Here is a 13,536-nt window from a genome sequence, read left to right as displayed (position 1 = left end):
TTTCGTATAACGTAGATGCAATAATTTCATGACTTTAACAATCAATTAACCTATAATAGCGATAAATTATTTAATAATTAATGATAATGCAATTTGGATATTTAAGTCACACTCCTCTGATTTATATAGATTAATTGTTTGACTTGAAAATTACTTTTTATTATTACTTTATTTTTATATATTTTTCCTTTAGGGGTGGATATAATAATAAAAAACATAAAAGTGGTTCCATCATGCTAAATTTAAAACCCATAAAAAACATAAAAAACCCATATAATAAAAACTGTGTACTCTTAGTGGGAACTCCTAGCGATTTGTCACTATATGAAGCATATAGAATTGATACTGCATTAACATCGGCTTCGATGGCCTCAAAATTTTACGAAGGTAAGGAAAATGTTCTAACTTGTATTCAATTAAGTAACGATGTCTCCGACGAAGACCTGATTGATGCGGCAAAAGTGGCTTGTAAAAAAAACATTGATATTCGTTTCAAAGGTCAAACATTCTCTAATTGCCCTATCACTTACGGTTTTAGCATTTTTTCTGGTATTTATCAAATCAAGCCAATCAAAGAGTTAAAACAGCTAGCGATCGACGAATTAATGTGCGCAGTACCTTTTTCATTAACTAAAGAAGCTGCTGCATCAATGATCTACCAAAAACTTAGTATGCACTATGTAGAAGCACAAGAAGCAGTCAATCGGTATAAAGACCCAATTCATAAAACCGTGCTTGAATTGACTAACTTAAAAAGTGCTAAAAATGTCTCATCAATTCATGAAATAGATTTTGCTCTAAATCGTGTAAACCTGCTTCGAGCACCAATGTCTCTGGGTAAAACCACTAAGACAATTGATATTGCAATAGATTTACTTTTCTCAAAATCCGATGCTAAGATTGTTTATATTTCTCATCTTGAAATTTTAGGAAAATCTTTTAGAAATAAAATTCAATCAAAATGCCCTAGAAACATATCTATCTGTGATCATACTGAAAGAAACATTGGAAGCCAAGAGTCAGCGTCAGTATTGACAACAACAGTCAACAGTCTCCCAGCTTTACTACCTGAAGTTTTAGAAGCAGATCTAATTATCTTTGATGAATGCGAAAAAGGAATACTTGCGACAAGTGGTGATCATTTTCGAAGTATCGATAGTAAGCATAGCAGTTATGATGCACTAAAGTATGTGGTTGAAAATGCAAAATGGTTAATTATGATGGATGCGGATATTTCTGAAAATATAAGCTGTAATTTTATTAAAAGCACTGAGATAACTGACTATGCTATCTATAACGTTGAAGACTATTCTGCTTATAAAAGTAAACGTGTATTAATAAAAGATCGCTCAACTGTTCTTATGTCTCCGTTTAAGAATCGTCTATATGCTTTTGATAATTTGAAAATGATGTACCGAAAGCTAAAACTTATGGGTTACCACAAAAATAAGAGAGGTTGTTACAAAAAGGCATTAGAAGCTGGAATATTAGTAGTTTGCTCTGATACGAAATCACAGCCTGAAGTGATGGCTTTTGTTTCAAATCCGAATATTGAAGCGAAAAATTATGACAAAATTTTCTACTCACCGTACATAGGATGCGGTGTGAGTATAGAGACTCTTTATTCTGATGTTATCACGATTATAAGCAATAGCGTGCTTAATCCGAATGATCTAATTCAATTAGCTCTAAGATTTAGAGCAGTGAAGGAAATCCACTTTGCGGTATCTAAAGACCGCAATGCTAGCCTGTTGCCATCAAAACCAAGGCTTAGTAATAAATTCACGTTTGATGATATGCTCACTGTACACGAGGTGCAATCAACTATTCTGCGCTCTAACATGCCTCTTGCATTAATTAAAACCCTTGAGGCGTTAGAATTTGTTGATGTCACTATCGAGCCAAGCGATTCCTATAATCACCACATTAATAAACAATCACTAGCGACTAGAAATCGTTTCGATTCCAGAGAAGAAGCTATTGCTATAGTTGAAGCCAAAGATATCTCTGAGCCTGAAGCCATTGCCATTTCTGAGTCAGGTAAGGCTACTAATGAGGAAAAAGCATCTGCTGATAAAGCCATTTTGGCCAAGGAATTTGGTATCTCGTCAGAAAGTGTAAGTGTTGAGTTAGTTAAGTTCGACTATGTATTTAAACTAAGAAATGAGTTGCTTTCGTTAAAAAATAGCGAATCATATAAGCGAACAGTATCTCCGAAATCCAAAAAAATCATCACCTTGGCAAGCTCCGTCATTAAAATACTTGGTTTAAGTTTTACAGATAAAGTTGTCATATCTAACGAAAGCTACTTATCTGCTTACTCACTCATGAAGAATAAAGATAATCAAGTTATTTTATCCGATTTTAATGGGGTATCATTAAGGGTGGATAAAAAAATAAGTGAGATCACGCAGATAAAGAGAAGTGTTAATCAATTCCTTAAGATCCTAGGTTTCAGTTGCAAAAATGAAGGAAGATCTAGTTCTAGGAAAAGTACCGCCGAACTTCATCCTTTCTCAAAGCTTTATTTAGACAACGCTTTAAATAAAAATTTTAATGGGTTCAACTTGAATTAAGACAATATTTTATGCAATCATCACTATTGTTTAAATAACATCTAATTTTAATCTATGAAAATGATTTTCGAAATGCAGTACCGCCGTACAGAAAAGTTCATTTATAAACGTGAAGAGATCTGCTCAATCTTTAGATGTGATGATATTGAGCAGATCATTGCAAAACACGTCTATATCGTGAGTATTGATTTTGAGCGATTTGTTTACTTGCGTTCAACATTGCCGCCTGATTTTTTTGACCAACTAGCTTTGTCACTGCGAGATGGCGAAATGTGTTACATTTCTTTCGAAGATGCCCTCTCAAGGTGGAGTGTTATCTCTCAGATCCCGATGATTTTAATTCTTGGCACCACTGGGAAATCGGGTTTCTATAAGACTAGGTTTGGCAGTATTGAGTTTGTCCATGTTCCTCATAGTCATGAGATAATACTTGCCAATACGACTGAACCTTATTACACCATTCGCTTAGCTAAGAAGTTTTTTGCTTTTGATGATTTAAAACGGATTGATAGGAACATGCATCTTATCGATTACGAAGAACTCTATTGTGATGATTAAATAATTAAAATGATAAACCTTCACTTTTTATAGAATTTAATTGACTTTAATCATCATCAGTTATAACTTAAAAACAGACCCGTTAAACACCCCGCGTGTCACTTAATAAATCTACAATAAACGAAGTTTTGGGGTAAGTTTATTAAGGATTTATTATGCAAAATTTGAAGAAGTATCAAGAACAGTCAAATAATCAAATTTCTTTGATTAACCACCCCCTGCTCACTAGTCATGACATTCGTTTAAACGGCAGAAAGTTACATATCACTTCGCCACTAGACCTATGCCTTACTTTTGCACAATCTATGGAGCTAGTACTCCTTTCGTATGTAAAATTGAATGATGGTTCTGCTATTATGGCAACCTTTTCAAGCTTGTTTTTAAGTCAGATAGAAAGTGAGGAGGACATTTTAAACGTAGTGTTTGCTCTCAATAAATCTCACTTTAGAAATGTAACTGATAATAGGCAACTTCAACTTTATCTTTTTGATGATGTCGATAACAACTCCGAAATGGATGATTTCTGTTACTCTTTCTCAATTAACGACTGGCTCAAACAAGTTAAGACCCATCAAATCTCGTAAAACCATATTTTTACTCTATGTTAATCTTTCCCCAGATTGATTGTTGCCAGCGTGTTAACGCTGGCTTTTATCGTCTGTGCCTACCTCACATTTATGCTCAATAAAACATCCATCAACACTATCTGGATTGATGTCAGACCCAAAATGGTTCATACTTCAAACATTAAATAATTCACGATAATTGCTATGGACCAACTTAGCTACGCTCAAAAACAACGATTGTCTTATATAGATTTCCGTTTGATGTTTGTGGGCCATTTTTCGCGAGCTGAAGTCGTCGCACATTTTAAGATGGGGCTTTCCAATGCCACTCGGGACATTAACCTGTATAAAGAACTGGCTGGAGAGAATCTTGTGTACGACAATGCCGAGAAGCGTTATTTCCAAACGTCATCTTTTAAGCCACTTTTTGACTATGATGCACAAAAAGCGCTGAGTCAGCTTACGCACAACTTCAGTGATAGCATCGACATAATGGAAGATGTTCGTTTCCCTGTTGAAACACCGAGTCAGCTTGCTGTACCCAATATCCACATTGTTTCTAAGCTAACCCAATCAGCACTCAACAACAAAGCGGTATCGATTGAATACATTTCTCTAGATAGTGGCCCAAGCAAAAGAACGATAGTACCACACACATTAGTGAACAATGGTCTTCGATGGCATGTACGTGCCTACGATATGAAGAGCCATGAGTTTCGTGATTTTGTTATTACTCGTATAACTAAAGCCAAACTGCTGGATCTAGCGGTATCAGAGTCTCAATCAAAGATGTCAGATAACCAATGGTTACGTATCGTTCCATTAGAGCTAGTACCCCATCCCAACAATATTAAGCACCCCAAAGCCATTGAGTTGGACTACAACATGAATGATGGTGTTTTATACCTCGATGTTAGAGCCGCTATTGCTGGCTATTTATTACGAAGACTCAATGTCGATTGTTCTGATAGTGCCAGACTACTGTCTCCAGAACACCAACTATGGCTGCGTAACAGTCCAACACTTTATGGTATCGAAAACCTACACTTAGCCGCAGGCTATGAGGGAAATCGAACTCAACTTCATTCTTTAGGAAACATCGATGTCTGAACACAAACGCTACCTAGGCGATCTTATTGGTGGAAGTCTAATGCTCCGTGAAAGCCAAATCATTGCCGACTTGCTATTAACAGAACCAACCCTAGAGGATTGGAACAAAGCGATTGTAGAAGAGAACATCTTGCAAAAGCCTTCAGCTGCGTCAGCTAAACGCAATGCCGCGACGATCAAAAAGCGTCTGGAGTCGTTAAACAACGAGTATCTTCAAAAATTAGCTTATAGCGGTACAGAAGAAGCAACACAGTTAATGTTCGCTGCAACATTAATCAACGCCCCTATCCTAGCGGATTTCATGCGAATCGTAGTAACAGACGCAAAGCGTATGTATAGAGAAGCATTGAGTGTAGATGACTGGCAGCATTTTTGGCAGGAGCGCGGACGCTTATACCCAGGTTTACTTGAGATGTCAGAGGCATCTACATATAAAATATCCCAAGTCGCGTTCAAAGTTTTAGCAGATGCAGGTTATATAGACTCCACCAAACACAAAAAACTCATGAATATCTTTGTCTCACCTGATGTACGCATTCTCCTATCAGAGATGGATAGAGATGATATCGTCAGAGCAATGGAGCCATAATGCAAACAGTACAGCAACTCCAGCAACGTTTGGAAAAAGTGCAAGACAGACTGGAAAGTGATGAATTTCTTACCAATAAAGAATTAGGCGGTGAGATAGGCTTCTACATTTTCGACTACCCTGCTGAGCACGAGATTATCGTTCGAGAGCATATCGACTTTTTGACTAAAAAACTGGCATCACGCAGCGAAATCACAGGTAAACGCTTCGCAAGTATCAATTTGTATGAAATGGTTGTCGAGTTACTGAAGTCTCGTAAGCTACTCGATCGAGCTTACAAGATGCAATTTGAGAAAGGTGATGATGCCTTATTCAAAGCACTGAAAGGCCCGCTTGAACAAAATCGGTTTGCTGAATTTATTGTAAAACAGGCTAATGTACTTGAATGTGATTTCATCATCTTACACGGGCTAGGCAGTGTCTGGCCCATCATTCGCGGGCATGGTCTTCTCAATGCATTGCATGCCAAAGTGGGGAACGTGCCTACCGTAATGTTTTATCCTGGTGAATACGATGGAGCGACATTAAAACCATTCGGCCGTATCGAATCAAATAACTATTACCGTGCGTTCAAACTCGTCCCATAGCTCAGTAAAAAGTATATGACGATGAACTTGCAAACTTACAATAAGCATGTTGGTTAGAAAAAGAATGAATATTAAACAACTTTTTACGAAAGATATCGCTCGCCCTATCAATGGCGTTGTTAAAGCAGATCAAACCGAAAATGAAACCGTCTTCGTCGAACTCGATGAATACGTCATCACGAATGAACTAAAAGAGCATATAGAGAACTTTTTTAAATTTTATATGCCCTCTGTGTACGACCCAGAACATGCTGCGATCACTGGCAAATCAGGGATTTGGGTTTCTGGCTTTTTCGGTAGCGGTAAATCGCACTTCATCAAGATTCTGTCATACCTTTTGAAAAATGTGTCAGCTACTGATGGAAAAACGACTCGCACAGCGTTTGATTTTTTCTCTGAAAAATTGAAGGACGATGCATTCCTAGTTGGTGACATTGAAAAAGCGATCCAGAAAGACAACAAAGTTATCTTATTCAATATTGATAGCCGAGCCGACACTGATGACAAAGAAGATGCGATTCTTAAGGTCTTCCTAAAAGTATTCAATGAAGAAATGGGCTACTCAGGAGATCATGCGCATATTGCCCACTTGGAGCGAGAACTGGATTCTCGTGGTCAGTTTGAAGACTTTCAAACAGCCTTTGAGTCAATCACAAGTGAAAGTTGGCTAGAACAACGGGATTCCTATGATTTCTACCGTGATCACATGGCAGAAGCACTGGCACAGGTTACGGGTCAATCATTAGATTCCACTAAACTGTGGGTCGAAAAAATTGAAGAAAACTTCCCTCTGGATATTGCGAATTTCTGTAAGTGGGTAAAAGAATACCTTGATGGGAATCCCGATCGCCGCTTGCTCTTCTTCGTCGATGAAATCGGTCAGTTTATTGGTAAAAACACCCAGATGATGCTCAAGCTACAAACTATCACCGAGAATCTCGGAACAATTTGTGGTGGTCGCGCTTGGGTAATCGTGACTTCTCAAGCCGATATCGACTCCATTGTTGGCGGTATGCAAGGCTCAAAAAGCCAGGATTTTTCCAAAATCCAAGGTCGATTTGAACGTATTTCCCTTTCTAGCTCCAACACAAATGAAGTCATCGAAAAGCGTCTACTCAGTAAAACAGAGGAAGCCAAGAGTCACCTGTCTGAACTCTATGATGCCAAAGGCGATATCATTCGTAGCCAGTTGAGTTTTGAACAAAGCAATGCGGCTGAAATGGCGAACTATCAAAGTAGCGATGATTTCATCAATACCTATCCATTCGTGCCGTACCAATACAACTTGGTACAAAAGATCTTCACAGGTATCAGTCGTGCTGGTGCTTCAGGGCAGCACATGAGTCGTGGTGAGCGTTCGTTGATTGACGCCTTCCAAATCGCCTCAAAAGAGTTTGCCGATAAAAACGTGGGTCGCTTGATCCCAATTCACAGTTTTTATCACTCCATTAAGAAGTTTCTTGATGATGCTGTCGTGCGTGACATTAATCATGCCGCAGACAAAACTTCCATCGATGAATTTGCAGTTCAAGTTCTGCAAACCTTATTTATGATCCGTTACGTCGATGAAGTGAGATCCAATATTGATAACTTGGTAACCCTTTGCATCAGCGAAATTGATCAGGATAAACGCGCGCTGCGATTGGCTATTGAAGCTCGTCTCGAGGTACTGGAACGTAACAACTTAATTGCTCGACAAAACGATGAGTACATTTTCCTGACTAATGAGGAAAAAGAGATCGAAGAAGCGATTAAGAAGACCGATATCGAACCTTCAGATGAGACTACCGAACTGAGTAACATCATCTTTAACGAGATATTGCGTCGCAACAACAACTACCGTTACCCAGAGAACAAGCAAGATTTTCCAGTGGCTCGTTTTTGTAACGGTGTTCCTTTTGATCGCAATTTAGACAGTGATATTTTGCTGAAAGTCGTTTCGCCTATCGACAACAGTTACGACGAATACAACGACGCTACCTGTGCAAACTTTTCATCAGATTGCATTCTTGTCAAACTGAATGATAACCCTCGCCTATTCGATGATCTTCGTACTTATATTAAGACGGAAAAATTCATTCGCAAAAGCAGTAGCGCCTCAGGCTCGAGTCAAGAACAGATCCGCCGCGATAAAGCCAACGAGAACATGAATCGTCGCAAGCGATTAGTCGGAGATCTCGAAGAACTCATCAAAGAGTCTGATTTTTACACGCTTGGCTCTGGCTTTGATGCAAAAGGTAGCTCACTTGCTGTCATGCTAGAGGGAGCCTACCGCTACATCATTGAAAATACTTTCGGTAAGCTCAAACTGATCAAACCATTCCCTGGAAACATCCTAAGTGAAATCCAGCAAACTTTAGCCGCTGGCGATACGGCACAGATTGGCCTCGACTTAGCAGGTGAAGAAGCCAATCCACTCGCAGTTCTTGAAATAGAACAGCACGTTTCATTAAGTGACGACCATGGTTACGCAGTCACAGCGGCCGATATCATCAAGAAGTTCTCAAAGCGCCCTTATGGTTGGAACACCGATGAGATCATCCTAATATTGGCACGTCTTGGTCTTGCCAATAAACTTGTGTTTCAGGCTAACCAACAGGAAGTCCCGTTAAAAGGCTTATATGAACATCTAAGTAAGTCTCAAAAAAGAGCGAACCTGCGTATTCGCCGTATCAAGCAACAATCTGAAGCTAATCTGAAAAAAGCAGCGAAGCTGTATAAAGATCTTAGCTTTGGCACCGCTCCTAGCGCCGAAAAAGAGTTATTTAACTCAGCAGTTGAAAAGTTAAATCAATGGCTGACTAAATTGAGACGATTCAAATCTATGTCATCGACTGGCCATTACCCTGGTGGTAACGAGATCGATGATGGCGTTATGTTGTTATCAGGCTTAACGGAAATCAAAACCAGCTTCCAGTTCGTTGATGAATTCATCGCTAAAACCAACGACCTGCTCGATTTTGAAGAAGAGTATGAGTTACTGGAAAACTTCTACGAAACTCAGTTTACAAGTTGGCAAGGGCTAGAGCGTGCTTTAAATATCACCTTCTCCGCGAACCGTGCGTTCCTTGAAAAGAATGCGGAGGCAATGGCTGCACTTGATAAACTTACTGCTATTTATCACAACGCATCACCGTATCGAGATATTCGTAATATTCAACCTCTGGTTGAGACGCTGACCTCAATCAATAACCAACTGATTGAAAAACAACAGACTTATACCATTAAAAAGCTCGAACAACGTATTGGTGAAGTTAAAGAACTGATTGAAAACGCTGGAGCAAGTGCAGAGATCAGCAATAGAGTATTATTGCCATTCCAGAATGCAATTAAACGCGTACAACGTGAAAACAGCGTTTCGCAGATTAAGCACGAGCTTATTGAAGCGGATGATTGGTTTAACGATGCGGAAAAGGTAGTGAACGACTACATTCTTCAGCAGCAAGCACTAGCGAAAAAAACGCAAGAAGCACAATCTCCAAATTCAGAAGCCACCGACTCACCATCATCAACGAGTCAGTCTGCTGCGAACTATGGTTCATCGACGACAGAAGCAATGCCTGTCCGCGAAAAAGCGCCCAAGGCAAAGCCTACTCAAGCAATTGATGCGATGGAAGTCTACAGAGAAGTCTCTGAGGCGACTTATATGGAAACCGTCGAAGATGTTGACAATTACCTGAAGGCGCTGCGCGATAAACTGGTCACTCTCGTTGAGAGTAACCATAAAGTACGCATTAAATAGCAGTGAAAAACGACAACCATTGAATTTCTGCCTGAGCGCAAGCTCAGGCTAAACCATCGAGTTATATAAATGAATACCAACAAACTCAAAGCTTATGCTCCGAAAGCCCGTTTGGCTTTTATGGATGCAGTAAAAAAACGCGCTGCCGTACTCGGCATTTACGAAAATAAAATCAGTGAAGCCACAACACAAGGAACGGATACCCTTATTGAAGGGCGTATCTTTACACGCAAGCAAGGTCAACAGCGTCAACAGTTAGTGAATCGCATCGAAGCGCTTGGTGGTGGTAAAGATGGCTACAACCAATTTATTAACGAAATGGCGTTTACCTGGTTTAACCGTTTTACAGCCATTCGTTTCATGGAAGTGAATGGCTATCTTGACCATGGCTTCCGTATGCTGAGTAAAGAAGAGGGTTCAGAGTTTGGCAAAGGCTTTGAAATCTTAGCTCATGCCGCTGATGTGGCAGAGGATTTGGGATTAAATAAATCCGACATCGTACAAATGCTATTAGCTGGCGACAAAGAAGAAGAGCTGTATCGTGAATTATTGCTCGCTCAATGCCACCAGCTCAGCAAAATCATGCCATTTATGTTCGAAAAACTAGATGACGCCACTGAGTTGCTACTACCAGATAACCTGACTAAAACCGACTCAATTCTCAAAGAACTGGTTAATGACGTACCTGAAGATAACTGGCGCGAAATCGAAGTCATCGGTTGGCTGTACCAGTTCTACATTTCCGAGCACAAAGATGCGGTTATAGGTAAAGTTGTAAAAAAAGAAGACATTCCAGCTGCAACACAGCTTTTTACTCCAAATTGGATCGTAAAGTATTTAGTTCAAAACTCACTTGGTCGCCAGTGGCTAGCCACTTACCCCGACTCTGAGCTGAAAGAGAAAATGGAATACTACATCAGTCCTGCCGAGCAAAGTGATGAAGTAATTGAGCAACTAAAAGCGATAACGCCTACCAGTATCGATCCAGAGCAAATTAAAGTCCTCGATCCTGCTTGTGGTAGTGGTCATATTTTGGTGGAAGTGTACGAGGTTCTTCGTGAAATCTATCTCGAGCGCGGCTACCGCTTGCGAGAAATCCCAGAGCTAATCCTTACTAAGAATATCTATGGGTTGGATATTGATGATCGTGCCGCACAAATGGCCGCTTTCGCTGTACTAATGAAGGCTCGCGAAGATGACCGCCGTATCTTTAGCCGCGTTGAAGATAATCACATTAAACTTAATATTCACGCAATCCAATCAACAGAACATATTAATATCAACAAACTCTGGTCAGATCTTGATCTTGATGAAAACAAACAAGCAGGTTCTATTGATGACCTGTTTGCGGCGTCCCAAATTGAGATAGCAGCACCATCAACTGAAAATAAGAAATACCTTGATCTACTTCGATACCTAAAAAAACAGTTTTTAGATGCCAAAAACCTTGGCTCTTTGGTTGAAGTTGATCATGAGTATAATGATGTACTTGCAAACTTTTCAGCCATACTTGAAGAGAAAGTACAAAATAGTAACCCATCAGTACGCCATGCTTGCCGTTTACTATCACCAATTGTTGAGCAAGCATCAGTGTTAGCAAAAAAATACTATACGTGCATCGCAAACCCCCCTTACATTGGAAGTGGTGGTATGAATGCAGATCTAAAATGCTTTGCAAAAGACAACTATCCTGACTCAAAGTCTGATTTGTTTTCTATTTATATAGAACGCTGCCTTGGATTCACATCTAAAATAGGAAAAACTGCGTTAGTCACACCTTATGTTTGGATGTTTATTGGGTCTTACAGCAAACTTCGTACTAAACTACTGACCCAAAATACCCTTGAATCTCTTGTCCAACTTGAATACAACGCTTTCGCACCAGCGTGCATTCCAGTTTGCACTTATATAATTAACAAAGGTCACGTTAAGAACTTTACTGGTTCATACATACGTCTATCTGAGTTCAAAGGTCATGAGAATCAAGCACCGAAAACAAAAGAAGCAATCCTTAACAAAGATTGTGGTTGGTTTTACACGACAAAACCAGACAACTTTTCAAAAATAGCAGGCTCTCCAATTGGTTATTGGCTAGACGACAGAATATTTGAATCCTTCGAAAAAAACATCTCTTTTAAAGATAAATGCTATGCAGGTTTTGGGATTAAAACAGGTAATAACGACCTCTTTATGAGAGAGTGGCATGAAGTGAGTTTCTCAAAAACCAATTTAGAACAAAGTCAAGATGAAGTCATACAAGGTAAGTGGTTTCCGTGTGCTTCTGGTGGTTCTTTTAGAAAGTGGTATGGAAACCAAAACCTTGTTGTTAACTATGAAAATAGTGGCAAGGATATTGAACTGCACGCAAACCAAAATGGTAATAGTTATGGCTTCAATGGCAAAAAATACTATTTCAAACGCTCGATTACTTGGCCTAAGCTTACATCCTCAATAAACTCTTTTAGGGCAACACCTCAAGGTCACATATTTGATGGTGTCGGCCTATCTGCGTTTTTTGATGATGACGAATCATATTATAACGCGCTAGGACTATTAAACAGCAATTTATTCCAAGAGCTAATAGCTGTGGTTGCACCTACACTATCTTTTACAACTGGCGACTTCCTTAAACTACCATACGTTTGGATAAGTGAGTTACCACTAATTGTAAAAGAACTCGTAGGTTTACATCAAAAAGACTGGGATGCACAAGAAAGATCTTGGAACTTCAAAAGAAGCTCTCTTGTTTCTGAAGTAAAGACTCTATCGACTTCTTACGATTACACTAAACAAGTCAGCACCGATACTGTTGAAAGAGTATCCACACTCGAAAGGCGGTTAAACGAATTGGTTAACCAAGCCTTTGGTGTTGAGGATATTATAGAGAGCCGATGTAGAGAAGAACAAATAAGTATCAACTCAAATCCAGAGTATTCCTACAAAACAAATGAGGAATACTCTGTGAAACAGAGCAAATCAAAATCATCCACATTAGCCCAGCTTATTAGCTACTCAATAGGCTGCATGATGGGTCGCTACTCCCTAGATCGTGAAGGCTTAGTCTACGCACACGCTGGCAACCAAGGCTTTAAAGAACTCGTTGCTGAAGGCGCATACAACACCTTCCCTGCTGATGAGGATGGAATCATTCCATTGGCGGCCGAAGACTGGTTATTTGAAGATGACGCCACCAGCCGTTTCCGAGATTTCGTCAAAACGGTTTGGGGTGAAGAACATCTACAAGAAAACCTTGACTTTGTAGCAGAAAGCTTGTGCTTAGATGCCATCAAGCCGAGGAAGAACGAAAGCTCGATGGAGACGATTCGTCGTTACTTCTCGACTCAGTTCTACAAAGACCATTTAAAAACGTATAAAAAACGCCCTATTTACTGGCTATTTAGCTCAGGCAAAGAAAAGGCCTTTGAATGCTTGGTGTACTTGCATCGTTACAATGAAAGTACCCTTGCCCGTATGCGTACTGAGTATGTCACCCCACTGATGGGTAAACTGGAAACTCAGCACTCGGTCTTAACGGAAAGCCGCACAAACGCGAGTAGCACAGAGCAGCGACGTATTGATAAAGAGTTGAAATCAATCGAGAAGAAACAATCCGAACTTCGTGCCTTCGATGAAGAGTTGAAGCACTTAGCAGAAATGAAGATTTCTATAGACCTAGATGACGGAGTAAAAGTTAACTACGGTAAGTTCGGTAACCTACTCGCAGATGTCAAAGCGATTCATGGTAAAAATCCAGAAGAAATAAAATAGTTTTAAGTAGAAGAGCAGGCATAACCCCCTGCTCTTTTTT

Annotated in this window: 8 protein-coding genes; all 8 read left to right on the top strand. The window is 39.6% G+C overall.

The features are described from left to right. Positions 1–233: 233 nt before the first annotated feature. The 8 genes from FH974_RS17065 (at position 234) to pglX (ending at position 13,496) form a co-directional block, all read left to right on the top strand. Positions 234–2,576 carry a DEAD/DEAH box helicase family protein gene (locus FH974_RS17065; RefSeq protein WP_207103968.1) on the top strand — a complete coding sequence of 781 codons (2,343 nt, stop codon included), beginning with the start codon at positions 234–236 and terminating at the stop codon, positions 2,574–2,576. Between the two features lie 72 nt (positions 2,577–2,648). After that, positions 2,649–3,134: a hypothetical protein gene (locus tag FH974_RS17060; RefSeq protein WP_242011106.1), complete on the top strand. Its 486-nt coding sequence runs from the start codon at positions 2,649–2,651 to the stop codon at positions 3,132–3,134. Positions 3,135–3,289: 155 nt separating this feature from the next. Next, positions 3,290–3,718, top strand: coding sequence for a hypothetical protein (locus FH974_RS17055; protein WP_207103967.1), 429 nt, complete (start codon positions 3,290–3,292; stop codon positions 3,716–3,718). A gap of 186 nt (positions 3,719–3,904) precedes the next feature. Beyond that, positions 3,905–4,810: a WYL domain-containing protein gene (locus FH974_RS17050; RefSeq protein WP_043045765.1), complete on the top strand. Its 906-nt coding sequence runs from the start codon at positions 3,905–3,907 to the stop codon at positions 4,808–4,810. Beyond that, entirely contained in the window at positions 4,803–5,399 is a 597-nt protein-coding gene (locus FH974_RS17045) for a DUF1819 family protein (RefSeq protein ID WP_207103966.1), read from the top strand. Before FH974_RS17050 ends, FH974_RS17045 begins: the two co-directional genes overlap by 8 nt. After that, complete coding sequence (locus FH974_RS17040; RefSeq protein WP_005444575.1) at positions 5,399–5,986, top strand: DUF1788 domain-containing protein; 588 nt, start codon at positions 5,399–5,401, stop codon at positions 5,984–5,986. The genes FH974_RS17045 and FH974_RS17040 overlap by 1 nt, the downstream gene beginning before the upstream one ends. A gap of 64 nt (positions 5,987–6,050) precedes the next feature. Then, on the top strand, positions 6,051–9,728 hold the full coding sequence (gene brxC / locus FH974_RS17035) for a BREX system P-loop protein BrxC (protein WP_207103965.1): 3,678 nt from the start codon (positions 6,051–6,053) through the stop codon (positions 9,726–9,728). Positions 9,729–9,797: 69 nt separating this feature from the next. Then, complete coding sequence (pglX, locus tag FH974_RS17030; protein WP_207103964.1) at positions 9,798–13,496, top strand: BREX-1 system adenine-specific DNA-methyltransferase PglX; 3,699 nt, start codon at positions 9,798–9,800, stop codon at positions 13,494–13,496. Positions 13,497–13,536 lie beyond the last annotated feature (40 nt).

This window comes from Photobacterium ganghwense, assembly GCF_017329545.1.
GTDB classification, from domain to species: Bacteria; Pseudomonadota; Gammaproteobacteria; order Enterobacterales; family Vibrionaceae; genus Photobacterium; species Photobacterium ganghwense.
The sequence above is the reverse complement of the archived record's forward strand: the minus strand, read 5'-3'. Positions and strand labels throughout refer to the sequence as shown.

Coding starts and splice junctions, on each gene's coding strand:
- FH974_RS17065 (WP_207103968.1), top strand. CDS start 234: ATGCTAAATTTAAAACCCATAAAAAACATAAAAAACCCATATAATAAA.
- FH974_RS17060 (WP_242011106.1), top strand. CDS start 2,649: ATGCAGTACCGCCGTACAGAAAAGTTCATTTATAAACGTGAAGAGATC.
- FH974_RS17055 (WP_207103967.1), top strand. CDS start 3,290: ATGCAAAATTTGAAGAAGTATCAAGAACAGTCAAATAATCAAATTTCT.
- FH974_RS17050 (WP_043045765.1), top strand. CDS start 3,905: ATGGACCAACTTAGCTACGCTCAAAAACAACGATTGTCTTATATAGAT.
- FH974_RS17045 (WP_207103966.1), top strand. CDS start 4,803: ATGTCTGAACACAAACGCTACCTAGGCGATCTTATTGGTGGAAGTCTA.
- FH974_RS17040 (WP_005444575.1), top strand. CDS start 5,399: ATGCAAACAGTACAGCAACTCCAGCAACGTTTGGAAAAAGTGCAAGAC.
- brxC (WP_207103965.1), top strand. CDS start 6,051: ATGAATATTAAACAACTTTTTACGAAAGATATCGCTCGCCCTATCAAT.
- pglX (WP_207103964.1), top strand. CDS start 9,798: ATGAATACCAACAAACTCAAAGCTTATGCTCCGAAAGCCCGTTTGGCT.